This window comes from Lysobacter niastensis (assembly GCF_031457115.1).
GTDB classification, from domain to species: Bacteria; Pseudomonadota; Gammaproteobacteria; order Xanthomonadales; family Xanthomonadaceae; genus Lysobacter_J; species Lysobacter_J niastensis_A.
On sequence record NZ_JAVDVY010000002.1, the window covers coordinates 645,696 to 670,028 of the forward strand.

The 24,333-nt window shown below is 63.8% G+C and carries 29 protein-coding genes; 6 read left to right on the forward strand and 23 right to left on the reverse strand.

Translation table 11 applies throughout. The features are described 5' to 3' along the window. Positions 1–3: 3 nt before the first annotated feature. Positions 4–645 (forward strand): 2-polyprenyl-3-methyl-6-methoxy-1,4-benzoquinone monooxygenase, encoded by a 642-nt coding sequence (coq7, locus tag J2X06_RS12175; RefSeq protein ID WP_310062788.1) that lies wholly within the window; start codon positions 4–6, stop codon positions 643–645. Between the two features lie 81 nt (positions 646–726). Here the strand turns inward: coq7 and speD are convergent, their stop codons facing one another. Then, entirely contained in the window at positions 727–1,521 is a 795-nt protein-coding gene (gene speD, locus J2X06_RS12180) for an adenosylmethionine decarboxylase (RefSeq protein WP_310062791.1), read from the reverse strand. Between the two features lie 253 nt (positions 1,522–1,774). Between speD and crp the strand changes: the two genes are divergently transcribed. Continuing rightward, entirely contained in the window at positions 1,775–2,434 is a 660-nt protein-coding gene (gene crp / locus J2X06_RS12185; RefSeq protein ID WP_310063626.1) for a cAMP-activated global transcriptional regulator CRP, read from the forward strand. A gap of 3 nt (positions 2,435–2,437) precedes the next feature. Continuing rightward, positions 2,438–2,899 carry a GNAT family N-acetyltransferase gene (locus J2X06_RS12190; RefSeq protein WP_310062793.1) on the forward strand — a complete coding sequence of 154 codons (462 nt, stop codon included), beginning with the start codon at positions 2,438–2,440 and terminating at the stop codon, positions 2,897–2,899. Positions 2,900–2,988: 89 nt separating this feature from the next. On the opposite strand, the gene J2X06_RS12195 is transcribed toward J2X06_RS12190, so the two are convergent. From J2X06_RS12195 to J2X06_RS12225, 7 genes are all read right to left on the reverse strand, one after another. Further along, the gene (locus J2X06_RS12195) at positions 2,989–3,732 is read right to left on the reverse strand and encodes a haloacid dehalogenase-like hydrolase (RefSeq protein ID WP_310062795.1); all 744 of its coding nucleotides are present in this window, start codon (positions 3,730–3,732) and stop codon (positions 2,989–2,991) included. Next, positions 3,729–4,520: an indole-3-glycerol phosphate synthase TrpC gene (gene trpC / locus J2X06_RS12200; RefSeq protein ID WP_310062797.1), complete on the reverse strand. Its 792-nt coding sequence runs from the start codon at positions 4,518–4,520 to the stop codon at positions 3,729–3,731. The genes J2X06_RS12195 and trpC overlap by 4 nt, the downstream gene beginning before the upstream one ends. Positions 4,521–4,522: 2 nt before the next feature. After that, on the reverse strand, positions 4,523–4,924 hold the full coding sequence (locus tag J2X06_RS12205; RefSeq protein ID WP_310062799.1) for an antibiotic biosynthesis monooxygenase family protein: 402 nt from the start codon (positions 4,922–4,924) through the stop codon (positions 4,523–4,525). A 1-nt stretch (position 4,925) separates the two neighbouring features. Continuing rightward, positions 4,926–5,966 (reverse strand): anthranilate phosphoribosyltransferase, encoded by a 1,041-nt coding sequence (gene trpD / locus J2X06_RS12210; protein WP_310062801.1) that lies wholly within the window; start codon positions 5,964–5,966, stop codon positions 4,926–4,928. Positions 5,967–5,971: 5 nt separating this feature from the next. Continuing rightward, the gene (locus J2X06_RS12215) at positions 5,972–6,550 is read right to left on the reverse strand and encodes an anthranilate synthase component II (RefSeq protein WP_310062803.1); all 579 of its coding nucleotides are present in this window, start codon (positions 6,548–6,550) and stop codon (positions 5,972–5,974) included. 200 nt (positions 6,551–6,750) lie between these two features. After that, complete coding sequence (locus tag J2X06_RS12220; RefSeq protein ID WP_310062805.1) at positions 6,751–7,251, reverse strand: type II toxin-antitoxin system VapC family toxin; 501 nt, start codon at positions 7,249–7,251, stop codon at positions 6,751–6,753. A gap of 14 nt (positions 7,252–7,265) precedes the next feature. Further along, positions 7,266–8,033, reverse strand: coding sequence for a hypothetical protein (locus J2X06_RS12225; RefSeq protein ID WP_310062807.1), 768 nt, complete (start codon positions 8,031–8,033; stop codon positions 7,266–7,268). Between the two features lie 128 nt (positions 8,034–8,161). Between J2X06_RS12225 and J2X06_RS12230 the strand changes: the two genes are divergently transcribed. Further along, positions 8,162–8,839, forward strand: a complete 678-nt coding sequence (locus J2X06_RS12230) for a hypothetical protein (protein WP_310062809.1) — start codon at positions 8,162–8,164, stop codon at positions 8,837–8,839. A 191-nt stretch (positions 8,840–9,030) separates the two neighbouring features. Here J2X06_RS12230 and J2X06_RS12235 read toward each other — a convergent pair whose 3' ends face one another. From J2X06_RS12235 to J2X06_RS12300, 15 genes are all read right to left on the reverse strand, one after another. Beyond that, positions 9,031–9,471 carry a hypothetical protein gene (locus J2X06_RS12235; protein ID WP_310062811.1) on the reverse strand — a complete coding sequence of 147 codons (441 nt, stop codon included), beginning with the start codon at positions 9,469–9,471 and terminating at the stop codon, positions 9,031–9,033. A 17-nt stretch (positions 9,472–9,488) separates the two neighbouring features. After that, positions 9,489–9,839: a hypothetical protein gene (locus tag J2X06_RS12240; RefSeq protein ID WP_310062813.1), complete on the reverse strand. Its 351-nt coding sequence runs from the start codon at positions 9,837–9,839 to the stop codon at positions 9,489–9,491. Between the two features lie 1,257 nt (positions 9,840–11,096). After that, positions 11,097–11,501: a helix-turn-helix domain-containing protein gene (locus J2X06_RS18070; RefSeq protein WP_430539576.1), complete on the reverse strand. Its 405-nt coding sequence runs from the start codon at positions 11,499–11,501 to the stop codon at positions 11,097–11,099. Beyond that, on the reverse strand, positions 11,498–11,938 hold the full coding sequence (locus J2X06_RS12245; RefSeq protein WP_310062815.1) for a hypothetical protein: 441 nt from the start codon (positions 11,936–11,938) through the stop codon (positions 11,498–11,500). The genes J2X06_RS18070 and J2X06_RS12245 overlap by 4 nt, the downstream gene beginning before the upstream one ends. Positions 11,939–11,985: 47 nt before the next feature. Then, entirely contained in the window at positions 11,986–13,107 is a 1,122-nt protein-coding gene (locus J2X06_RS12250) for a hypothetical protein (protein WP_310062817.1), read from the reverse strand. A 160-nt stretch (positions 13,108–13,267) separates the two neighbouring features. After that, positions 13,268–13,639: a hypothetical protein gene (locus J2X06_RS12255; RefSeq protein ID WP_310062819.1), complete on the reverse strand. Its 372-nt coding sequence runs from the start codon at positions 13,637–13,639 to the stop codon at positions 13,268–13,270. Positions 13,640–13,783: 144 nt separating this feature from the next. Beyond that, positions 13,784–15,085, reverse strand: a complete 1,302-nt coding sequence (locus J2X06_RS12260) for a tyrosine-type recombinase/integrase (protein ID WP_310062820.1) — start codon at positions 15,083–15,085, stop codon at positions 13,784–13,786. Positions 15,086–15,606: 521 nt separating this feature from the next. Further along, entirely contained in the window at positions 15,607–16,971 is a 1,365-nt protein-coding gene (locus tag J2X06_RS12265; protein ID WP_310062822.1) for a sensor histidine kinase, read from the reverse strand. After that, complete coding sequence (locus J2X06_RS12270) at positions 16,968–17,645, reverse strand: response regulator transcription factor (RefSeq protein ID WP_310062824.1); 678 nt, start codon at positions 17,643–17,645, stop codon at positions 16,968–16,970. The genes J2X06_RS12265 and J2X06_RS12270 overlap by 4 nt, the downstream gene beginning before the upstream one ends. Before the next feature lie 185 nt (positions 17,646–17,830). Then, positions 17,831–18,040, reverse strand: a complete 210-nt coding sequence (locus tag J2X06_RS12275; protein ID WP_310062826.1) for a hypothetical protein — start codon at positions 18,038–18,040, stop codon at positions 17,831–17,833. 207 nt (positions 18,041–18,247) lie between these two features. Then, positions 18,248–18,967 (reverse strand): hypothetical protein, encoded by a 720-nt coding sequence (locus J2X06_RS12280; protein ID WP_310062828.1) that lies wholly within the window; start codon positions 18,965–18,967, stop codon positions 18,248–18,250. Positions 18,968–19,236: 269 nt separating this feature from the next. Next, the gene (gene trpE / locus J2X06_RS12285; RefSeq protein ID WP_310062830.1) at positions 19,237–20,727 is read right to left on the reverse strand and encodes an anthranilate synthase component I; all 1,491 of its coding nucleotides are present in this window, start codon (positions 20,725–20,727) and stop codon (positions 19,237–19,239) included. Positions 20,728–21,091: 364 nt separating this feature from the next. Beyond that, entirely contained in the window at positions 21,092–21,565 is a 474-nt protein-coding gene (gene rraA / locus J2X06_RS12290) for a ribonuclease E activity regulator RraA (protein ID WP_310062832.1), read from the reverse strand. Further along, complete coding sequence (rpe, locus tag J2X06_RS12295) at positions 21,562–22,236, reverse strand: ribulose-phosphate 3-epimerase (protein WP_310062835.1); 675 nt, start codon at positions 22,234–22,236, stop codon at positions 21,562–21,564. Before rpe ends, rraA begins: the two co-directional genes overlap by 4 nt. Before the next feature lie 11 nt (positions 22,237–22,247). Then, positions 22,248–22,580 (reverse strand): J domain-containing protein, encoded by a 333-nt coding sequence (locus tag J2X06_RS12300; protein ID WP_310062837.1) that lies wholly within the window; start codon positions 22,578–22,580, stop codon positions 22,248–22,250. A gap of 159 nt (positions 22,581–22,739) precedes the next feature. Between J2X06_RS12300 and J2X06_RS12305 the strand changes: the two genes are divergently transcribed. Both J2X06_RS12305 and J2X06_RS12310 read left to right on the forward strand, forming a co-directional pair. Beyond that, positions 22,740–23,660: a phosphoribosylaminoimidazolesuccinocarboxamide synthase gene (locus tag J2X06_RS12305; RefSeq protein WP_310062839.1), complete on the forward strand. Its 921-nt coding sequence runs from the start codon at positions 22,740–22,742 to the stop codon at positions 23,658–23,660. Positions 23,661–23,662: 2 nt separating this feature from the next. After that, entirely contained in the window at positions 23,663–23,998 is a 336-nt protein-coding gene (locus tag J2X06_RS12310; protein WP_310062841.1) for a DMT family transporter, read from the forward strand. Positions 23,999–24,333: the final 335 nt, after the last annotated feature.

Below are 24,333 nucleotides of genomic sequence, written 5' to 3' on the forward strand. Positions count from 1 at the left end.
GCCATGATCGCCCGCGACCTGACTCCGATAGACCGTTTCCTTGCCGACACCCAGCGCGCTCTCGACACCGTGTTCGGCGCACCGGGAGCGATCCGCGCCAATCCGGCCGCGGACATCGCGCAGATCGAACTGGACGAGACCGAACGCCTGCACGCCGCGGGACTGATGCGCATCAATCACGTCGGCGAAGTCTGCGCACAGGCGCTGTACTGCGGGCAGGCCGCCGTCGCGCGCGACGAGGTCACGCGGCAGCACCTGCTGGAAGCGGCCCAGGAAGAGACCGACCACCTGGCCTGGTGCGCGGACCGGCTGCGTGAGCTGGACAGCCGCCCGAGCCTGCTCAATCCGCTGTGGTACGCCGGCAGTTTCGCGATCGGCGCGCTGGCGGGTTTGCGCGGCGACGGCTGGAACCTCGGCTTCGTGGTCGAGACCGAGCGCCAGGTCGAGGCGCATATCGACGAACATCTGGATTCACTGCCGGCCGCCGATGCGCGCAGCCGCGCAATCCTGGAGGTGATGAAGGCCGATGAGGCGCGCCATGCGGACAATGCCGAAGCCGCGGGCGCGCGCGTGCTGCCCCCACCGGTGCCGGGCCTGATGGCGATGGCGTCGAACCTGATGAAGGCGGTCGCATACCGGCTGTAGGGCCGGCCTTGGCCCGCCGCGATCCGGAGAGGCAATAAAAAAGGCCGGCAATGCCGGCCTTTTTTGCGATGCGGTCGAAACTCAGTCGGACAGGTTGCGGCCGTGGTAGAGCTCTTCGATCTCGCGCTTCAGGCGCGCCTCGATCTTCATGCGATCCTTGAACGAGAGGTTCTTGGCCTTCTCCTCGAACAAGTAGGTGTCGAGGTCGAACTCCTTCAGGTGCATCTTCGAATGGAAGATGTTTTCCTGGTAGACGTTGACGTCGATCATCTCGTAGCGCGACTTGATGTTCTTGGCCAGGTAGTCCTGGATCGAGTTGATCTTGTGGTCGATGTAGTGCTTCTTGCCCTTGATGTCGCGGGTGAAACCGCGCACGCGGTAGTCCATCACCACGATGTCGGACTCGAAGCTCTCGATCAGGTAGTTCAGGGCCTTCAGCGGCGAGATCACGCCGCAGGTCGCCACGTCGATGTCGGCGCGGAAGGTCGCGATGCCGTTGTCGGGGTGGGTCTCCGGATACGTGTGCACCGTGATGTGCGACTTGTCCATGTGCGCGACCACGGCGTCGGAGATGATCTCCCTGCCTGCGTCCTTCTTGTCGATCACCGGCTCCTCGGAGATGAGGATGGTCACCGAGGCGCCCTGCGGGTCGTAGTCCTGGCGGGCGATGTTCAGGATGTTGGCGCCGATGATCTCCGCCACGTCCGTCAGGATCTGGGTCAAGCGGTCGGCGTTGTAAGCCTCGTCGATGTACTCGATGTAGCGACGGCGCTCGTCCTCGGACGCGGCGAAGCACACGTCGTAGATATTGAACGAGAGGGCCTTGGTGAGGTTGTTGAAACCTTGCAACCTCAGGCGAGGCAACGGCTTGACCACGGCAGTGAGATCCCGGTAGGGCGGCGAGGGCCGCGATTATGAGGCAATTACCCCCCTGGGGGAACGCAGTTCGTCGCGTGGCGGCCGAACCGCCCCGATCTGAACGGAGAAGACCATCGGGAGGCGGCCCAGCCCGGAAAGGTGACGCTGAAGGTCGGGAATTTGCCCATTGCGTTAGTTCGCCCTAAGCTCACCTGAATCACACATTCTTCACGACACCATGTCCGCCAACCCGGTTACCCCTCTGCCCGCAATGCGCCGTGCCGCCAGCCCGCTGATGCCGGATGGCCCCACGATCGAGCGTTTCCTCGCCCACTGCCATCGCCGCCGCTACCCGTCGCGCACCGACGTGTTCCGCCCCGGCGACCCGGCCAGCACCCTCTACTATGTGATTTCCGGCTCAGTCAGCATCATCGCCGAGGAAGAGGACGGCCGTGAGCTGGTCCTGGGCTACTTCGGGCCCGGCGAATTCGTCGGCGAACTGGGCCTGTTCATCAACAGCGACCACCGCGAGGTGATCCTGCGCACGCGCACCGCCTGCGAGATGGCCGAAATCGGCCACGAGCGTCTCTACGACCTGCTGCTGACCCGCCTGTCGCTGGACGCGCCCAAGCTGCTGTACGCCATCGCCGCGCAGATCTCGCGTCGCCTGCTCGACACCAGTCGCAAGGCCGGCCGCCTGGCCTTCCTCGACGTGACCGACCGCATCGTCCGCGCCCTGCACGATCTGGCCAAGGAACCGGAGGCGATGAGCCATCCGCAGGGCACGCAGTTGCGCGTGTCCCGCCAGGAACTCTCGCGCCTGGTCGGCTGCTCGCGCGAAATGGCAGGCCGCGTGCTCAAGAAGCTGCAGGCGGACGGCAAGCTGCACGCCCGCGGCAAGACCGTCGTCCTCTACGGCACCCGCGGCTGAGCCATGGGACGCGCCGCCAGCTCCTCCGACACCACGCTACGCGTGCGAACGGCGGAGCTGGGGGATGCCAGCGACGTCGCCCGGCTGCTGACCGATCTGGGATATCCCAGCAATCGCGAGGAGGCCGTCGAGCGCATCTCCATCGTCCGCCATGATCCTCGCCAGCACCTGCTGCTGGCCGAGATCGACGGAAACGTCTGCGGCCTGATCGCGACCTACACCCGCTACGCGTTCAGCCGCGGCTCGGAAGTCACCCAGATCACCGCCCTCGTCGTCGCCCCGGCCTGCCAGCGCCAGGGCATCGGCAAGCGTCTGCTGCGAGAGGTCGAGGCCCGCGCCCGTCGGGCCGGCGTCACCTGCCTGGATGTCACCAGCAATGCCCTGCGCGTCGAAGCCCATGACTTCTATCGCGGCTGTGGCTACAGCGACAGTTCGCTTCGATTCGTCAAAATGCTCGGAGACTGATCACGGGCGAGGACGCTGCACGGATTGCACGAAGTGCATTCTCGTAACGGATCGAGCGCGTGTGACGCAGGCCTGGGCCGAGGCCCGCCCTAGGCGTCGCTGGTCACCGGTTCGCCGCCGCGGCCCTTGACGCCCCAGTTGAGGATCGGCGTGCCTTCCGGCAACACGCGCTGGAACATCGCCACGCAGCTGCGCTTGGGATTGACCACCACCGGACTGCGCGCGGCCTTCAGCAACGGCAGGTCGGCGCTGCTGTCCGAATAGGCGACCGCGATCTGGTCGTAGCCGGCGTCCCAGATCATGCGCATCTTGTTCTCGTGATGGCAGTGCTGGGTGGTGATCATGCCGCCGAGGAATGGACCGCCCTGGCTGCCGATGACCGGCAGGTCCTCGTGGGCAACGAAGTCGAGGATCGCGCGGGCCAGTTCGGGCGAGGCCCCCGTGGCGATGATGACGCGGTCGCCGGCATCGCGATGGCGCTGCAGCACCTTCAGCGCGATCGGCAACAGCCGACGGCGGATCTGCTCGGCATGGAGCTTCACGTACTGGTCGATCAGCCGGTCCATGTCGCGGCGCCGGTGGGTGCCGACCGTGCCGATCCACAGGTAGCCCGAAATCGCCCAACGTCGCGTCGGCAGCCACGCGATCATCGGCAGCAGCACGGTCGACAGCGCGATCGCGGCCACCTGCCGCAGCCAATGGCGCTGGATCAGCCACAGCACCAGGTGGCTGCCGGAATCGCCGTTGTAGAGGGTGTGGTCGAAATCGAACACCACCAGTGGCCGATAGGGCCGCGAGCCGTCGAGCGGCGCGTTCCAGTGCCGCTCGCTCATGCCGCGAACAACCGGCGCAGCGCCGCGCCCGGGTCGGGCTCGCGCATGAACGATTCGCCGATCAGGAACGTCTCGACCCCGGCCTCGCGCATCTTCGCCACGTCGGCGCCGGTGGCGATGCCGCTCTCGGTGACCAGCGTGCGATCGCGCGGCACCGCGTCCTTCAGCGCCAGCGTGGTGTCCAGCGACACCTCGAAGCTGCGCAGGTTGCGGTTGTTGACGCCGATCAGCTCGCAATCGGTCTGCAGCGCGCGCTCCAGCTCGTCGATGTCATGCACCTCGACCAGCACGTCCATGCCCAGCTCCATCGCCAGGTTGGCCATCTCCACCATCGGGCCGTCCTCGAGTGCGGCGACGATCAGCAGGATGCAGTCGGCCCCGATCACGCGTGCCTCGTACACCTGGTAGGGATCGATGGTGAAGTCCTTGCGCAGCACCGGCAGCGAACAGGCCGCGCGCGCCTCGCCCAGGTACAGGTTGCTGCCCTGGAAGAAATCGACGTCGGTCAATACCGACAGGCAAGCGGCACCGCCGGCCTCGTAGCTGCGCGCAATCTGCGCCGGGTTGAAATCCTTGCGGATCAGGCCCTTCGACGGGCTGGCTTTCTTGACCTCGGCAATGACCGCGGCCTCGCCGGCGGCGTGCTTGCGGCGGATCGCCTCGATGAAACCGCGCGTCGGCGGCTGCTGCAACGCACGCGCACGCAGTTCGTCGAGGGGACGCACGCGGCTGCGCTGTTCGATCTCCTCGGCCTTGCGGGCGAGGATGCGGTTGAGGATGTCGCTCATGCTCAGGTACTGGTAGGTTCTTCGTCGGCACGCCTTTGATCGGCGCGCTCTTGTGTGATGTGCTGTTGTCCGATGCGCTTTCCGTAGGCCCGTTCGACCTTGGCCACGCGCAATTCGTAATGCTGGTACCAATGGGTGCGACCGTAGGCGCGCGTGGCGGCGTGCTCGGCGTGCTGGCGCCAGGCGGCGATGGCCGCCTCGCTTTCCCAGTACGAGACGGTAATGCCGAAACCGTCCTCGCCGCGCGTGGACTCCACGCCGAGGAAGCCCGGCTGCTGCGACGCCAGGTCCACCATGTGCTGCGCGGCCTGCCCGTAGCCGGCATCGTCCTCGCCGTTGCGTCGCGAGGAAAAGATCACGGCGTAATAAGGCGGCTGCGGCAACTTCGCGAAGGCGTCGTCCATTTCAGGCCTCCACGGCGGCGAGCCGTCGCGACAGTGCGACGAACTCCTCCATCTTCGCCAGCGCGGCACCGGATGCCAGCGCGGCGCGCGCCCGCTCGATGCCCTCGGCGATGCTGTCGGCGACACCGGCCACGTAGATCGCCGCACCGGCGTTGAGCGCGACGATCTCGCGCGGCAGGCCGGGCTGGTTGCCCAGCGCCTGCACCACCAGCGCCTTCGACTCGACCGCGTCGTTGACGCGCAGGTTGCGGCTGGCGGCCATGGCGATGCCGAAGTCCTCCGGATGCACTTCGTATTCGCGCACCACGCCGTCGCGCAGCTCGCCGACCAGGCTGCCGGCGCCCAGCGACAATTCGTCCATGCCATCGCGGCCCCAGACCACCAGCGCGCGCTGCGCGCCCAGTTCCTGCAGCACGCGCACCTGGATGCCGACCAGATCGGGATGGAACACGCCCATCAGGATGCTCGGCGCGTCGGCCGGATTGGTCAGTGGCCCGAGGATGTTGAAGATCGTGCGCACGGCCATTTCGCGGCGCACCGGCGCGACCACTTTCATCGCCGGATGGTGCACCGGTGCGAACATGAAACCGATGCCGCACTCGTCGATGCAGCGCGCGACCTGCTCCGGCTCCAGCTCGATCGCCGCGCCCAGCGCCTCCAGCACGTCGGCACTGCCGGACTTGGACGACACGCTGCGGTTGCCATGCTTGGCGACCTTGGCGCCCGCCGCGGCCACCACGAACATGCTGGCGGTGGAGATGTTGAAGGTATGCGCGCCGTCGCCGCCGGTGCCGACGATGTCGACCAGGTTCGTGCGGTCGGCCACCACCACCGGCCGCGCGAATTCGCGCAGCACCGTGGCGGCGCCGGCGATCTCGCCGACGGTTTCCTTTTTCACGCGCAGGCCGGTGAGGATCGCCGCGGTCATCGTCGGCGACACCTCGCCGCGCATGATCATGCGCATCAGCTCGACCATCTCGTCGTGGAAGATCTCGCGATGCTCGATCGTGCGCTGCAGGGCTTCTTGGGGGGTGATGGGCATGGCCGTCAGCGTTCCAGGAAATTCTTCAGCAGCGCGTGGCCGTGCTCGGTCAGGATCGACTCGGGGTGGAACTGCACGCCCTCTACCGGATGCTCGCGGTGGCGCAGGCCCATGATCTCATCGAAGGTGCCGTCCTCATTGTCGGTCCAGGCGGTGATCTCCAGGCAATCGGGCAGCGTCTCGCGCGAGACCACGAGCGAGTGGTAGCGCGTGGCCTCGTAGGCGTCCGGCAGGCCTGCGAACACACCCTTGCCTTCGTGGCGGATGCGCGAGGTCTTGCCGTGCATGATGGTCTTGGCGCGGACGACGTCGCCGCCGTACGCCTGGCCCAGGCTCTGGTGACCCAGGCACACGCCGAAAGTGGGGATGCGCTCGCCCAGCTGCCGGATGACATCCACCGACACGCCCGCCTCATGCGGCGTGCAGGGACCGGGCGAAATCACGATGCGCTCGGGCGCCAGCGCCTCGATCTGTGCCAGCGACAGCTCGTCGTTGCGGACCACCTTCACTTCCGCCCCCAGTGCCTGCAGGTACTGCACGAGGTTGTAGGTAAAGGAGTCGTAGTTGTCGATCATGAGGACCATAAGTGATCCTAAACTATTGATTTACTAGGCATTTATTTCCTATCCGCTGGGCTAATATACGGATTCATATACCAACAGGATTTGGGGCGACGCCTTCCCTGTTCGGAGGCTTTCATTTTGCCCTAGGCGCCCGGTGAGAAGTTCGCCCTTCTTCCGCCGAAACCGAGCAGTTTGATCCTTGGTCGGTTTTGCCGTCCGGCTTAGGTCTTCACGGGTCCCGCAGCCGGGAGTGGGAACGGCAAGCCGGGAGTTGCCGGATCGATCAGCTTTCCTGCATCGAATCCGTCTTTGGTTAAGACGGGATAGCAGTCGATAAGGCCCTTCTGCCGCAAGCCATCAACGTATTTGGCCATGCTCTTGTGGTCTTCCGTCAGGATGACCCTCGCGCCAGCCCGCTTTGCCTGTGCCAGGATCTTTACATCTGCCACGAGGCATACGCGGTCGTTCTCGGCGTCCTTAGGGAACAACTCCTCCGCAAGGCGCGCCGCTTCCTGTCCGTCATCGAAATTAAAGGGGAGGACTCGGAAATTATGTAGGCCAAGCTGGCTCAACGGTTGCCTACGCTCAAACTCAGCAACGACAAGAGTGGAGAGCAGCAACGGCAAATTAAGGCGGATCGCTTCGCGAAAGTAGGCCTTCGCGACCGCATGGTGTTCCCGCTCCGGGTCGGCGTACGCTATAAGAAAACTGGTATCGAGCACTACAGGGCGTGTGGTCACTCCCTACCCCCTCGAATCTTCCTAACCCAATCGGCCGCGTCCCCAACGTCTTTCCATGCGACTCGACCGGCCTCTATCGCCTCGTTGTACTCGTCGTCATCAATGCGCGGATCGTAGTCGGCAAAACCCAGGAACCGGGCGCCCCTCTTTTCCCCGGTCACCAGATCCTCCTCAAGCTCTACGCGCATCACCACCGTGTGATAGACGGGATTAAGTTCCTGCTCGCGGATTTGATCGCGCGTGGCATCGATCTTCATGCTGGAGCCATCTTCGAGGCGCAAGTGAATATTCGCCGCTGTTGCCCCACCGAAGTCCTCAACGACACCCGTCAGATACCGTTCGACCAAAACCCAATTCGACTGAAGCTCACGAGTAAAAAACGTGTTGGCGTTAATCGCGACAACTCGGACATTCGCAACGTCGGAAATGCGAAAGGTGCGGGTCGGCCTCTTCATCGCCTCCACTCGCCACTTCTCGGCGACGGATGCCCGCTTCGGATCAATACCATCTAGGCGTCCGTTTGCTAGGCGCTCAATGTCGTGCCATATAGATAGCCCTTCCGACAACTCTTCATGGGACTGAAGTGCCAGCGAGCCCGTCACCACGGAGACAATCAGATCCGAGGTGTCTATCTCCTTATCGTCACCGCGAATGAACGTCGCAACGTCTTTGACAAACTCTTTCAGCAAGCCAAGCGGGACCGCCTCCGGGGTCACCTCGTGACCTTCGGCCCGGTCGGACACAGAGAACAGTAGCTTTGCCATGACAGATCAGCCTAGCCGTCGGAGAGCGGCGGCACAACAAGGACCCGGAAGCCTGCGCCCGGCCGGTCTCCTAAACTGCGACGGCGGGTTAGGATTCACCCCACAACTTGGTTGCTCATGGGGGAGCTATGTTTCGCAGGGTTCTGGTTGCATCCGTTCTGTCCGCTCTGACGGGGGTTGTCACAGCCGCTACCCCGAACGCCAAGCCGGCCACCAAACCGAAGGTTCCGGCAATCCAATCCTCCCCAAGCCTTGACGTTCTCGGTCTCAGGCTGGGGGCGGAGTTCACGTTGCCAGAGTGCCCAATTGACCCTGCCCTGAGCCGCTATGTCGGCCCCAGGTACAAGTATGCCCATGAAATGACAGGCTCGATGCCGTGTTTCCAGCAAGGCTACGCGCCTAAGCCGGGTTTCGTATTGGACAAGAGTTACGCGTCTCTCGAAGTCATGATTGATCCTCTTCCTGCTGGGCTTCGACAGGATTCCATCGATGTGAAGGTTATCGATGGGCGCATTGAGAACGTGTCAGCGGGAACCTACGGCCTGAAGTCCCAAGAAGGCCTACTAGAGTTACTTACTGAAAAGTACGGCAGTCCCACGACCCTCAATCATTCCAAGGTTCAAAACCGCATGGGGGCCGAGTTTAATCAAGTCGACGCCACGTGGAAGTTCAGTGACCTGACTATTACGTTCGTAGGCATGGGATCAACCATTGATTGGGGAATCATCGAGATTTCCACGCCAAAAGCTAATGCGGTTGCGGAAGCCAAGCGCGAGGAGGCGAAGGCCGCAGCACCTAAACTTTAATAACGGCCCGCATGCATCGCGTCAGCGCGCCCATCACCGCGTCGACGCGAGCGCCCCTTTGGGGCCGGTAGCGGTCACTGAGGGCCCAAGGACGACCGGCTCGCCTCAATGGCCGCTATCGGCCAGAAGCGGACATTGGCCAACGCCTGAATTAAGCCGAGCCGCGAAGCGGCTTCGGCTTGAATGAATTGTTAGCGGGCATAGGTCCGCCAGTGCAGAACTCTCTTGCCGGACTTGCTGATGCCAACGAAGGCGTAATCCGCAGCGTCAGCCGGGCACTGAAAGAATAAATAGGAGGTCGCCAGCTCTTGTTCGCTCGGCCACCAGCGGCGCCGGATATAGGCTTGAACGGTACCTGCGTATCCAACTGGCTTGCAATCCTCGGGAAGCGCAATCGAGCTGCGGTCAGGAACAGAGAACGACAACTCACTCACGTTTGAGTCGATGTTATGGGTCTCGCGGATGTCTGTGGCGCTACTGGGCAGCCACTTGGGAATCCAACCCTTCTCCAGATATCCGCTGCTGATCACTTCCTGCGCTGTGGCATAGGACGCGTCCATGGTTTCCAAAAAGCAGCCCGCTATTGCCAGCGATACCAGAGACGTGAGCGCAATCTGGAAGAATCTTGGCATGCCCGCTAACGCCTGAATTAAGCCGAGCCGCGAAGCGGCTTCGGCTTGAATGAATTGTTAGGCGCCGCCGTGGAGCCTTGGCAAACGCCCATTGGATTGTTGGCTGAGAATCCGGGCGGAAGCTGGCCTATGGGAGTGAAGTGGATGACCTCGCTGCCTGCGGAGGAGCCAGGAGCGGCGCTCCAGTAACGAAGATACGCGTAGCCATCCTTGATGCCGGAAAACTCGGCGCTCCAGTAGCTGTTCTTGGCTCCGCCGCCTTGGCAGATCTCCTTGAGGAAAGTGTCACCGGAAATCTGCACCGGCTTGTCGCAGCCGGACAGGCTTCCAACCAGGCAGATTGCGAGCATGGCCGCGATGCGTGTCATAGCGCCTAACGCCTGAATTAAGCCGAGCCGCGAAGCGGCTTCGGCTTGAATGAATTGTTAGCCGTGCTAATGCAAACGCGGCCGCCACCGTACTCGTTCTTTGGGCGTGTCGGAATCCGACAAAGCAAGTTGAACGGTTCGTCCTCACGCTGGTAGGTGACCAGCATTGTGCCTGCTATATCTCTCCCGCCGTACCTGAAGCAGATGACAGTGCTGCTCATGGCATCAGCGGACCTGTACAAGTAGGCTTTGCGAGTTACAGCAGGGATATGGAAAACGCCTTCCGAGTCAGTTGTGGCGACAACTGGCAAACCCTTGCATGAGTCACTGCCGGCGGGCAACTCGCCAGCCAGAACGCTGATGCCTTGTTGGGGCGCGCCGCTGACACTGAACTTCCCATTGATCTCAGGACTTAACTGGAAGATCTGAGGAGTACAGCCAGCCAATGCACTGACAAGAGCAACCACAAGTAGCCTTTGAAGATCGCGAGACTTTGGGTGCACGGCTAACTACCTAATAGACGGACCCGTGGGTCCGGTTATACGTCTGACGCCACACCCCAGCGAATGGGCTGTAACCCCCTGATTCGGCTTGAGCTTATGCAAGCTGGGTCCGGCTAACAAGCCGGCGTATAACCGGACCCAGCGGGTCGGATCGGATGAAACACTCAAGGGCCGCTTTGGGTCGGAAGCGGCCATTCGTTTCCATCCGCGATGGCTGATATCCACAAGAGGCTGTAGCTGGCAGTAGAAGCCGGAAACCCTGGTCTACAAGCCCATCGAAGTAATCCGCTGGTCGGGGAGCTCTTCGCTGGAACACTCATCGGAGGGCTCTTCTACGCCAAGAAAGCGCAAGGTTTCGGCTGGGAGTACAGCCTGCACGGCCCGTAACCGTAGCGTAGACGAAAGTACGAGCTCACCGATCTCCTCGGTTCCGCAGTCCGTGGCGCTGCCCATGAGCTCAAGGAGTGTTTCGCCATGCGGCAAATGCGGACTATTGAATAGTGTCCCCGCGACGAGGGCGAAACGTTCGCCAGGAGACAGCATGGATAATGGCAGTTCCAACAGTGAGATCGCCTTGCAATTGATTGCAGCCCTGAAGGCCTCCCACAACTTTCCCCCATCACCGAATGGCGGCATCGCCTCTATAGGCCGATTGATCGCCCTTGCCACAGCGTAGAGCATGACCGCTTGAACTTGAGCCCCCCCTTGGCATCCCAGTTCCCGTAACCGCCACGCCTCGCGAGCGGCCTCCAGGTCAATTTGGCTTGGCAGATTTCGTGACTTCATGGGCGTTGAGCTTTGCGATGATCGCGCCCCATGCTCCGTTGTCTGAAGGCATGGGAATGGACGTCGACTGAGTACGAGGGGCTGTTAGGTCTAGTGCCGTTTCAATCGCGCGGAGGGCAATCCCCGGAGCTTCGTGCTCCAGGAGTCCTCCCAAGCGCTCAACGGCTCGGAGTCGAAGTCCTGCAAGGGTTTGCGCGGTCTCCTGCTGTGCTGCCAATAGCATGGCATCCACATAGTCCCGAAGCTCAGGACGGCTTACCCACTCGCTTACTGTCTGCGGGGTCACCCCTACCGTTTTCGCGACCTGTCTGTGGGTATGACCTGCGGCAATTAGCTGGCCCGCGTGGCGCTGCTTCGGACTGAGGTCGCTCACCTTCGGAAACCTTCAGATAGGTTCAATCCGGCGCTTGGCAGTGACGGGAAGGCAGGCTGTTGCATTCGCACGGCATGTGCGCTCATGCCAAAGCTCACTGGTGCATCGTCCTTGGCGGCCCGATAGGTAAAGCCTTGGCGCTGGAGTGCACTACGGCGGTCATTCCATGCCTCGGCTTGACCATCCCGGCGGGCTTGTGCCAAGAGCCTGTCAAGGTTTTCTGCGTTCACCGCGTACGCACGAGAGTCCCCCGCCGCTGCGTCTCGTGACAAGGCCATAGCCCTGAGTGACTTCACGGCCGTTGCAGGTTCAAAAACTCGCTTTCCCTGACCTTTTGGTGCCGCCCTGAGTATTTCCTGAAAGCCCGGCCCCTTCTTGTTGAGATAGGTTCGAGCACCGCGCAGAGGTGACCTGAGAGGTTTGATATCGATGGGCATGGGCTGCTCCACACTGTTTCAGACAGCTTAAAGTGCTCTCCTACTACCTAACGTTTTTCCGTGAAGGACTTCGGCCGGTGCTCAACAAGCCATAGCCGGATCATCTCTCGCTGTCGTTCGCGGTCTTCCTTGGAGATCGACTCAGGTTTGCTCACCGCCGTCGACTTTTGCAATTGATTGCAGCCCCTCGCCCGTTCACCGCTCAAGGCAGGTTCTGTGAGTGAAAGGGGCGCGGTACTCGGATCTGGTGGAGCAACCCGCAATAGCAATTCGTCCCGCTTGGACGCCTCTAGCGCCTCCCTCGCGGCATAACGCCTTTCCCGCTCTCGCTTGGCCTCCTCCCACAGGGCCTTGAACTTGCTTCGGGCGGCCGGCCTACTTTCCGCCTTCCATTGGTCCTCGTAGAACAGGGGGAGCCAATCAAGGCGATTAAGCGTGTAATAAGAACTCGACCGTTCCATGCGCCTGCGATACTCCCGCTCCAGGAGTTCAGCTGCGCCCTCCGGAAATCGAAAGCCCAGCACAGGGTCAGGGTCGCCTCCCGCAGCTTCCACGATGCGGGAGATTGGCCAGTTCCGTTCAAGCTGTTTGCAAATCCGCTTATATGGAACGCCTAGGAGCTTCGCGAAACCCCTTCGGGAATAGCGATTCCCGCTCCAATCAATCCACTTGGCGATTCTGCGATTCCGATTCTGCTCTGCTATCGAAGCCCACCGAAGGTTCCCTGGTTCATAACCCTTTCGTAGGTCTACCCGGTCAGCGGTGTAGTCGCGAGTCCTCCGCCCCCGTGGTCGCGGGCCAAGGTGTAGCAGCCAGTTGCGGAAGTCGCCTAAGGCGGCCTTGTCGAATGAAACACCGTCTTGGCGGCTGTACATCGCCCGCTTCCACGAGCTGAACTCACTAGCATACCTTTGGTAAAGCTTGCCTTTTGGCAAGGTCTCCACGTCGCGTTGCAGTTCAGCGTACCGCTTCGCGTAGATATCAGCCTTGAGACTTGCCTTGACCTGTGCGGACTCCTGCACCGCTGCCTTGAAGCAAGCTGGCTCCTTTGATGGCGCGCGATTCTTTTCCTTCCATTGGACATCCCCTGTCGTGCTAGGTGCCGATCCCAGGCTTTGATTCAATAGGGTATGCAGGCCTTGCGCGCCCATTTTATGGCTCTCCAGCATGTTTTTTTTGCTAAGCGCTATCGTTGGGACTGCCGCCATACCTTGTCGCCATGTCGCCATCTGGAGACAGGCTTGTCGCCTTGGTGGAGACATTTTTCAGTGCCGCTCTCGGCTCTTGGCCAAGGCCTGCCCGCAGTCCCGGGCGAGGTTGCAACTCTGGCTACGGACCGGGTGAGCCATTAGCTCGCAGCTGATTTGCCTCTGCGTCCTTGGCCTTCATGGCCTCTAGGTGCTCGCGGATAGTTTCCGAATACCAATAGGGCCGCCCGCGCTTCCCCTTGTCACCCATTGAGATGTCATAGCCGTCCGGCTTTGGAAGCAGACCAAACTTGGATCGCTTTCGGATCGTGGCATGGGACGCGTTGTAGATCGCCTGAAGGTTTTTGATCCTGAGCAACTGCGACACGGTAAGCGGAGCCGATGGCGGCACTGCCTTGTAAGCATCTGGATTGTACGTACGCATCCGCTTCGACTTCTCGGAATCTGGCGAGCACTGGGCTGCCATGGCTTCTACTTTGAACGTCACGGCCATTTTCCTGTCTCCTGGAAAAGCAAAAAGCCCGCAACGTCGTGGCCTGAATTCAGGCTCCACTCCATTGCGGGCTTAGTTGTCAGCGGCCGAGGTCGCCGCATGAAAAGGAATGCTACTGCTTGAAAGACCTGCTAACAAGCTGTTTCAGGCAACCTTTTTTGCCTCACCGATAGACACCACGTTGGCTCCGCCAGAAAGCAGAAGATTCTCCCAAAAATACATGAGTTCTCTGCGATCTTCCCAATACTCTGCATGGTTGTAGCTCGCCGCCACCTTGTTGCGCTCCGCATGCGCCAACTGCTTTTCTATTGCCGCATGGTTGAAGTTGGCTTCATGCAGTGCAGTTGAGGCAGTCCCCCTAAAACCATGGCCAGTCAATCGTCCACCCCACCCCATCTTCCCCAGGGCTCGGTTGATCGTTGTTGCTGACATGACCTTCCCAGCGGTGCGCTGGTTGGGGAAAAGATGCGGAGAATCGCCCGAAAGCACGAATTGCCGTGCAATCAATTGCAAGGCACGAGGAGGAAGTGGCACGTAATGGGAGATCCCCATTTTCATTTTGTGCCCAGGGATCCTCCACACCGGACCGAGATCGGCTACCCCCTCCAGATCAAACTCCACCTTGTCGGCGTTTCGGAGTTCTGCAGTCCGCACCCATAGGAGCGCCAACAACTCCACCGCGATCTTCACCGACTCCGTTAACTTAGGATCCTCGGGATGATTCAGTGCGCGCAGGTCTGCCATGAATTTGGGCAGGTCTGCGCGGGCCAGGTGCTTGTGGTGCTGAACCTTGGGCCGTTTGATCAGCCCCTTCAGTACCTGCGCGGGGTTGCGGTCTTCATCTACCCGGCCCTCCGCTGCCGCGAAATTGAAGATCGCCCCGCACCACTGGCGAATCAGAATTGCCACAGTGGCCGCACCCCGCTTCCGCACTCGTTTGGAGCCCGGCACACTTTTCCGGGAGGCAACCTCCTTCAAAAGGGGCCGCAAGTGCGCGGCTCTGATGTCCCTAATTGGCATCGCCCCTACTGCAGGAAACAAGTCACGCCCAAGGACGGTCTCGACCTGCTTTAAGTAATAGGCGGACCAGTGCGGCTTGTTCAACATCACCCATTCGCGGGCGACCGCTTCAAAGGTGTTCGTAGCGGCTTCTTTCTTAGCCTTCTTGGCCGCCTTCGATTGCTGTACTGGATTGATGCCCTTTAACACCAGCGCGCGGGCTTCCGCATGGGTCTTGCGGGCATCGGCCAATGACACGTCTGGGTAGACCCCAAGCCCCTTCAGCGTCTGCTTCCCCTCCAGCACGAAACGGTAGCGCCAGTACTTCTTTCCGTTGGGATAGACCCAAAGGACAAGGCCCGCTCCGAGATTCCGCGTGTAGGGCTTCTCCCTAGGCTTCAGAGCCTTAATGGCTTTGTCTGTTAGCGGGGTGGCGACGTGGGTCACGGCAAGCCTCCATAAGCGAGACGGGCCCCTTCAGGATATACCTGGTTGTATACCGACGCGACTCAAGCAACCCCTGATATACGACACCATTCCCTATCAATCCAAGACGATAATTCCCCTGGATTTAAAGGCATTTCCGCCGATTCCTAGATATCCCCTTTCTGCATATGTTGATGATCGATCATCAACAGCATGCCGCGCTCTAACCCTTGTATGTCAGCGATTCCGGGAGGGACGGAGGCGGCAATGCCGCTTCGACGCCCCTGATTCAAACGCATCCGGCCGCGCCCGGCCCCCAAGATGATACCGGCGACGCGCCGACGGCGGACACCAGAGGCTTGCAGGGCCCTGCAGTCGTCGAAGATTCGAGGCGCGAGTCGACGTCCGGGGCTCATTCCGGGGATGCGCAGCGACGGAGGAGGCAAAACCGCAAGCCGTTCAGCTGGCGGACGGCTCCGCGGCATCCCGAACAAGGCGGAACCAGGCCTGTGGGTTCTTCGACGATCGCGGTGCGACGTCACTCACGCCAGCGGCAGCACCACCCGTACGCGCAGCCCCGGCGCGCGGTCGAGCAGCAGGACGTGGCCGCCGTGGCGGTGCACGATGGCCCGCACCAGGCTCAGGCCGAGACCGACACCCGCCGATCCACGGTGTGCCTCCAGGCGCTGGAAGCGGTCGAACACGCGTTCACGGTCCGCCTCGGGAATGCCCGGGCCGCGATCGTCGATGTGCAATACGGCCTCGCCGGCCACCGCCTGCAACGTCACGTCGACCTCGCTGCCGGCCGGTGCGTACTTGATCGCGTTGTCCAACAGATTCACCAGCAACTGGAACAACTGGTCTCCATCGCCATGCACCTGGCATGGCTGCAGTTGTGCGCGCAGGTCGATCATGCGATCCGCGGCGCTGGGCAGGTAAAGATCGACTGCGTCGCCGACCAGCGATGCCAGGTCCAGCGCCGGCTCGCCTTGCGCCGGCGCCTGGGCTTCGATGCGCGCCAGGCGCAGCAGCGCGCCGAAGGATTGCAGCAGCTGGTCGGTTTCCGCCACGGCCGCATCCAGCTCGACGTCGCGTCCGGCAGCGTCGGGTCGTCGCCGCAGCTCCTCCAGCCGATTGCGCAGGCGCGTCAGCGGCGTGCGCAGGTCGTGGGCGATGTGGTCGGTGGCATGGCGTACGCCGCCGAGCAGGTCCTCGATGCGATCGAGCATGCCGTTGAAGCGGCGTGCGAGCCGGTCGAAGGCATCGTCGCTTCCGTCCAGCGGCACACGCAGCGCCAGTTCGCCGCCGCCCACGCGCTCGGCGGTCGCGTCCAGGCTGCTCAGGCGATGCGACACCCAGCGCGAGGTCAGCCAGCCGATCAGCGCGCCCAGCGTGGCCGCGACCACCAGCGCGACCAGCGCGGTGCGCTGCATCAGCGCGAGGAAGCGCTCCTGCGAGCGCAGGCGCAAGCCGGTCAGCAGCGTGCTGCCATCAGCCAACGGCTGCAGGTGCGCGACCACGCGCGGGTCGTTGCCGTTCCGACGCGGCCCGGCCCGCGCGTCCTCCGTGAACTCGATCCAGCGCGCGCCGGGACGGTGCGACGGCAGCGCCGGATAGGTGCCCACGATCACCGCCCCATCCGGCTTGGCCAGCATGTAGACCGCATCGGGATCTTCTGGCGCATCGACGCGACGGCGCAGTTCCTCGACCAGTTCGGCGCGGCCGTTCTCGCGATACAGGTCCACCAGGCCGGCCGAATCGGTGCGCACCAGTTCGCGCGCATCCTGCAGCAGCAGCGTCGAGACGGCGTAGTACACGCCCGCGCCGAGCAGCACGAAGGCCAGCAGCAGCGAAGCCATCACCGCCAGCGCCAGGCGCGTGCTGGTCGAGCGCGGCGTCAGCTTCATTCGCCGAGCCGGTAACCGGCGCCGCGCACGGTGTGCAGCAGCGGCCGCGGAAATCCGTGATCGATCTTCTGCCGCAGCCGGCTGATGTGCACGTCGATGACGTTGGTCTGCGGGTCGAAGTGATAATCCCAGACCGCCTCCAGCAACATGGTCCGGGTGACTACGCGTTCGGCCTGGCGCATCAGGTATTCGAGCAATCGGAACTCGCGCGGCTGCAGCTCGATGCGCTTGTCGCCGCGACGCGCTTCTCGGCTGAGCAGGTCCAGTTCCAGGTCGCCGACCCGCAGGCGCGTGGGTTCGCGTTCGTCGCCTGCCCGGGCCCGGCGCACGATGCCGTCCAGGCGCGCACTGAGTTCGGAGTACGCGAACGGCTTGACCAGGTAGTCGTCGGCGCCGGCACGCAGGCCCTCCACGCGATGGTCGACCTCGCCCAGCGCCGTCAGCAGCATCAACGGCGTGCGATTGCCCGCGCCACGCAGCGTCTGCAACACCACCAGGCCGTCGAGGCCGGGCAGCATGCGATCGAGCACGATCGCGTCGAAGCTTTCGGTGGTGGCCAGGAACAGGCCCTGCTTGCCGTCGCCGGCATGATCGACCGTGTGCCCGTCCTCGCGCAGACCCTTGACGATGAAGGCCGCGGTGTGGGGATCGTCTTCGACCAGCAGGACGCGCATGTCAGCTCCCTTCTGCAAAAAAGGATACCCCGCCGAAGGGGTGGCTCGGCGGGGTATCCGCCCGCTCGCATGCGGGCTCCGGGGAGAGGGAGGAATCGACGTTTCGGGGCGGTTCGTCGGCTCCTGGGGATCGTTCTCTCAGAGCCGGCCCTATTGAGCCGGCCCTTCCAATCAGTTCTCCCGGGTCAGGACTTCTTGCTCTCCGAAGACATCGAAGCCTTGCTTTCGGCCTTCTTGGCTTCGGCCTTCTTGGTCTTGTCCTGGTGCTGGTGCTTGGCGACGGTGGTCTTGGCCGGCGGGTTCGGGGCCGACGTGTTGGTGGCCGGTGGCGCCGCCAGCGCGGAACCGGCGAGCGCGCTGAGGGCGACGGCGAACAGGGTCTTGCGAATGTTCATGGTGGGCTCCAGATGACGAGATGACTTTGGTTGCCGGTGGGGCGCATCCCCATCGCAGAGACAGATTGGACTCGCTGCCCTCACCGGAGCCTTTCCGCGTCATGAACAATCGGTAATGTCGCCGGCGCATTTCGCCAACGCGTTTCGTCAAAAAAGAAGCGCCACCCGAAGGTGGCGCCCTGTGAGTCAATCGAACGGTGGGCCAGCTCAAGCAGCGCCGCTACCGCTTCCGCTACTGCTGCCCCGCCGCAACGGCACGGGCGCCGTGGCGATGCGGCTCTTGAGATCGGACATCGTGCCCGGCAGCACCACCAGGTAAGTGATCATCTGCTCGGCCAGTTCCAGCAGCAGCTCGGCGGTGACCTTGTCGATCGCCGCTTCGTCCTCGAACTGGCGACCAAACGTTCCGCCGGGCGCGAGCAACTGGGCAACATCCTGCAGCGGCCGCGCCAGGTCGACGTCCTGGGCCAGCGCTTCGAGCCTGCGCGGCAGCGCCATGTCGCGTTTGTCGTCGCCCAGCAGCCGGTTGGCCAGCCCTGCGATCACGTGCCGGACCGTCAGCGCGGCAGCGCCCCACTCGGCCCGGTTGTAGAGCTTCAGCGCCGAGTCGTAACTGCGCGCCAGCGGCGCCGACAACGGCTGCAGGTATTCGACGCCAGGCATCGGCTCACGGCCGCCGGACTTGGGATAGCAGTACAGCCCGCCTTCCTTGCGCGTGCCGTCCGACTGCAGCAACTGCACGAACAGAATCTCTTCCTCGCAGCGCGCGCAGGTCAGCTCGCTGGCGGCGACCTGCCGACCGTGCTCCTGCCAGGTGCCGGTCTCGAACACCGCCTCCTTCAGGCAGAACGGGCAGACCATTTCCACGGTGCGCGGAAACGTGTTCGAAAACCGGGACTGGACGTGTTCGTCTTTGACGAGTTGCATCGCCGTTTCCTCCCCACTGGACTCGCTATTGCCTTTCCCCACCGAGGGTCCATGCACTCTGTGGATACCCCGCCACTTGTGAATGAAACGTTGCGGCAGACCGGCTCAGGCCAACGAGGATGGCGTCCGGAGGCCGCGACGATAAGCGTTTGCACGTCGATTCGTGACGGTTGTCGCCCTTCATTCGGCGATACGGCTCGCTGGTCGGCTCCAGCGATCCGCTGGTCGGTCGACGTCCGGACATGGCCGCGAATCGACGCGAGGGGCGATCAAAGCCCCTTGGCGGCCTCGGCCACGGCGCGGAACAGGGCGCGACCCTTGTTCATCGTCTCCTCCCATTCCTTCACTGGATCGGAGTCGTAGACCACGCCCGCGCCGGCCTGCACGTAGAGGCGGCCGTCCTGGATGACGGCGGTGCGGATGGCGATGGCGGTGTCGGCATCGCCGTTCCAGCCGAGGTAACCGATGCTCCCGGCGTAGACGTTGCGGCGTATTGGCTCAAGCTCGCGGATCACTTCCAGCGCGCGGATCTTCGGCGCGCCGCTGACGGTGCCGGCGGGGAACGTCGCGCGCAGCACGTCGGCGTAGCTCAGGCCCGGCTTCAACGTGCCGGTGACCTCGCTGACGATGTGCATGACGTGGCTGTAGCGCTCGATGACGAACTGCTCGCCCACCTCCACCGTGCCGGGCTCGGACACGCGGCCGACATCGTTGCGGCCGAGGTCGATCAGCATCAGGTGCTCGGCCCGCTCCTTCGGATCGGCCAGCAGTTCGGCTTCGAGTGCGGCGTCTTCTTCAGGCGTTGCGCCGCGCGGGCGCGTGCCGGCGATGGGGCGCACGGTGACGCGGCCGTCCTCCAGTCGCACCAGGATCTCCGGCGAGCTGCCCACGACCTGTGTGCCGCCGACGTCGAGGAAGTACATGTAGGGCGACGGGTTGAGTGCCCGCAATGCGCGATAGACATCGACCGGGCGCGCCTGGAACGGCACCGACAGGCGCTGGCTCAGCACCACCTGGAAGATGTCGCCGGCACGGATGTAGTCCTTGGACTTTTCCACCGCGGCGATGAAGCCCTCGCGGGTGAAGCCGGAGACGAAATCGGACTCGTCCAGCACGCGCCCTTCGAGGGTCTCCGGATATCCCGGCCCGCCCTGGCGCAGGCGATGCACCAGTTCGTCCAGGCGCCGGTTGGCGCGCGCCAGTGCGCGCGGCTCGCGCGGATCGGCGTGCACGATCAGGTACAGGCGACCCTTGAGGTTGTCGAACACCGCCAGCTCGTCGCTCTGCATCAGCAGGATGTCGGGCGTGCCGAGCTCGTCGGGCTTGTGCGTGCCGTCGGGCTGCGCGCCGGCCAGGCGCGGTTCGATGTACTGGATGCATTCGAAGCCGAACCAGCCGACCAGTCCACCGGTGAACCCCGGCAGGCCCGGGATCTTCGGCACGCTGTGCGCGGCGCGCAGGCGCTCGACTTCGGCGAAGGGATCCTCGACGACGCGGCTTTCGATCAGCTCGCCGTCCTCGGTCACGAACAGCGTATGGCCGGCAAAGGCATACACCCGCCGCGCCGGCAAGCCGATGATCGAGTAGCGCCCGAAGCGCTCGCCGCCTTCGACCGATTCGAACAGGTAGGTGTGCGGGCCGTCGGCGAGTTTCAGATAGACCGACAGGGGCGTGTCGAGATCGGACGGGACCTCGCGCACGACGGGAATGTGGGTATGGCCTTCAGCGGCCTGCTGCTGGAACAGTTCGGGGGAGGTCACGCGGGCTTTCCTTGGGATGCGGATGGGAACGGACGGTGGTCGTCAAAGGCGCCATCGCCAGGCCGTTCGGGCATCAAGGAAGTGCGGGGTCGCGGGGGATGTCATGGGCCTACTGTAGCGGCTCGGTGCGGGCGAGGCGAAGCGCCCAGGGCAGGAACGTGGCCATGTCACACGGTCGTCATCGTCCATCCGGAAGATGGGAGGCCATAGCAGGGACGACAGGCGGAGGCGGGATTGCCTCCAATCTTCAGCGGCAAGCCAGTGATGGCTTGCCGCTTTGCTTTTTTGGCAAGTCGGTATCAAAGCGGCACAGTGCGCACTTGGAATCGCGACGCACGCAACAGCGATTCGGACAGCCAAACCCTCAGCGCAGATCCGTATCCGCCACCACCACGCCGTCCTCGTCGGCGCACAGCCAGTCGCCGGGCCGGATGCGCACGCCGCCGAACTCCACGTCGACATCGCGCTCGCCCGCACCGAGCTTGTCGGTCTTGCGAGGGCAGGTGCCCAGCGCCTTGACGCCCAGCTCGAGCGCGCCGATCTCGCCACAGTCGCGGATCACGCCGAACACGATCACGCCGGCCCAGCCGTTCTCGGTCGCCTTGGCCGCCAGCAGGTCGCCCAGCATCGCGCGCCGGGTGGAGCCGCCACCGTCGATCACCAGCACGCGGCCCTGCCCCGGCTCGTCCACCGCTTCGCGCACACGCGAGTTGTCCTCGAATGCGCGGATCGTGCTGACCAGGCCGTTGAAGGACAGGCGCCCGCCGTAATCGCGCAACGGCAGGTCGAGCACACGCACCTGTGCATCATGCAGATCGCACAGGTCGCAGGTATTCACCCCCGCACCGCGGCCACCGCCGCCTTCATCTTGCCGATCACGTCGGCGTAGTCGGGAGCATTGAAGATCGCCGAGCCCGCGACGAACGTGTCGGCACCGGCCGCTGCGATCTCGCCGATGTTGTCGGCCTTGACGCCGCCGTCGATCTCAAGACGGATGGCCTTGCCGCTGCGGTCGATCATCTGGCGCACGCGGCGCAGCTTGTCGAGCGCGGAAGGAATGAAACTCTGCCCGCCGAATCCCGGATTGACCGACATCAGCAGCACCAGGTCCAGGTCTTCCAGTACCCACTCCAGCACGTCAACCGGGGTCGCCGGATTGAGCACCAGGCCGGCCTGGCAGCCATGCGACTTGATCAGCTGCACGGTGCGGTGCACGTGCGCGCTGGCCTCGGGATGGAAGCTGATCAGGCTGGCGCCGGCCTTGGCGAAGTCCGGGACGATGCGATCGACCGGCTCCACCATCAGGTGCACGTCGATCGGTGCCGTCACGCCGTGCTTGCGCAAGGCCTCGCAGACCATCGGGCCGATGGTCAGGTTGGGCACGTAGTGGTTGTCCATCACGTCGAAGTGGACCCAGTCGGCGCCGGACTTCAGGACGTGGTCGACCTCCTCGCCCAGCTTGGCGAAGTTGGCCGACAGGATGGACGGGGCGATGACGGTGGATTGCATGGTGCGGGGGCTCACTTGTTGCGCAGGGCTTTGATGCGGTCGTAAGCGCTGTTGATCTCGCGCGCCTTGGCTTCGGCTTGCTGGCGCAGCTCTGTGGCGGCGCCGGACAGCTTGTCGGGGTGGTACTGCGAGATCAGCCGGCGGTAGGCCTGGTCGATCTCGGCGTCGCTGGCGTCGGAGGTCAGGCCCAGCGTGGCATAGGGGTTGTCGCGGCGCAGTTTGAACCAGTCGATGTCGAAGGCATGGCCGATCAGCAGCCCCACCAGGGCGCCGAACAAGGGGTTGCCGCGCATCAGGGCGGCGCCGGCAAAGAACCCCAGCAGCTTGCCGTACCAGCGTTTCATCGTCCTTCCCACTGCCGCAACGGCCGCGTTCACATGTCCGGCGACAGTGTACCTGCACGTCGCGCCCGCCCGGCGTACACTGGCCGGCCCTGTCGCGCGTGCGCGCCAGCCCAGGCGCGCCACGGTGGGGAGTTCCGTGCACACCTCGAGGGTTCTGCGTTGTCCACGACTCTGCTCCAGTCCGACCTGCCCGGTCTGTCCCTGCGCCATCGCGGCAAGGTCCGCGACGTCTTCGACATCCCGGCCGAGCGCCTGCCCGCCAGCGCCGGCGATTGCCTGCTGATGGTCGCCACCGATCGTCTCTCCGCATTCGACGTGGTGCTGCCCGACCCGATCCCCGGCAAGGGCGAGATGCTCTGCCAGATCAGCAACTTCTGGTTCGGCAAGACCGACCACATCGTCCGCAACCACCTGACCGGCATCGACGTGGCCTCGGTGCTGTCCGACGGCGTCGACGCCGGGCTCTATGCCAGGCGCGCCGTGGTCACCAAGCGCCTGAAGCCGGTGCCGATCGAATGCATCGCCCGCGGCTACCTGATCGGCAGCGGTTGGAAGGACTACCAGCGCACCGGCCGGGTCAGCGGCATCGCCCTGCCCGACAGCCTGCGCCAGGCCGAGCAGTTGCCCGAGCCGATCTTCACGCCGTCGACGAAGGCCGCCGTCGGCGACCACGACGAGAACATCGACTTCGACACCGCCGTGCACACGGTCGGCGCCGACCTCGCCGAGCAGGTGCGCGACGCCACGCTGCGCCTGTACAAGTTCGCCCGCGATTACGCCGCCGAACGCGGCATCATCCTGGCCGACACCAAGTTCGAGTTCGGCCTGGACGCCGACGGTCGCCTGTTCGTGATGGACGAGATGCTGACGCCCGACTCCTCGCGCTACTGGCCGGCCGACCAGTACGAAGTCGGCACCAGCCCGCCGAGCTACGACAAGCAGTTCGTTCGCGACTACCTGGAGACGCTGGCCTGGGACAAGACGCCGCCGGGTCCGAAGCTTCCCGCCGAAGTGATCGAGCGCACGCGCGCCAAGTACGCCGAGGCGCTGCAGAAGCTGGCCGGCATTTCGGTGGACTGAGCATGCCCCGCGGCCTGCTGTTCCTGGCCGGGGCGATCGCCGCCGAGGTGGTCGCCACCAGCGCGCTGAAGGCCTCGGAAGGATTCACCCGGCTGTGGCCTTCGTTGGTCGTCGCACTCGGCTACGGCGTGGCCTTCTACCTGCTGTCGCTGACACTGCGGACCATTCCGGTCGGCATCGCCTATGCCATCTGGTCGGGCATCGGCGTGGTGCTGATCGCGCTGATCGGCTGGGCGGTGCTCAAGCAGCCACTCGATGCACCGGCGCTGCTCGGCATCGCCCTGATCGTGGCCGGCGTGCTGGTGATCCAGTTGTTCTCGAAGGCTTCGGCGCACTGAGCCCAGCCCCACGTTGTGACGTTACCGGCCCTGTCGGGCAGGTGCCTGCCTGGCCGGCCGGACCTTTTGCACCCTGGAGGCTGGAGCGCGCACCCGCGCGGGTGCTCGCGTCGAGCTTTCGAGGCTGGCGCTCGAGCCCCCGGAGCTCGGAGCGTGGAGGCTGGAGGTCGACGCCCGAACCTGCGAAGGTCGAAGCCCGAACCTGCGAAGGTCGACGCTCGCACCCCTTCAGGTGGACGCCTCGACCGGCGAAGGTCGGCCCTTGCACCCCTGCAGCTCGAACGACGGCGCTTTCGGGTCGAAGCGCAGGGCTTTCTAGGTCGACGCTCGGACCC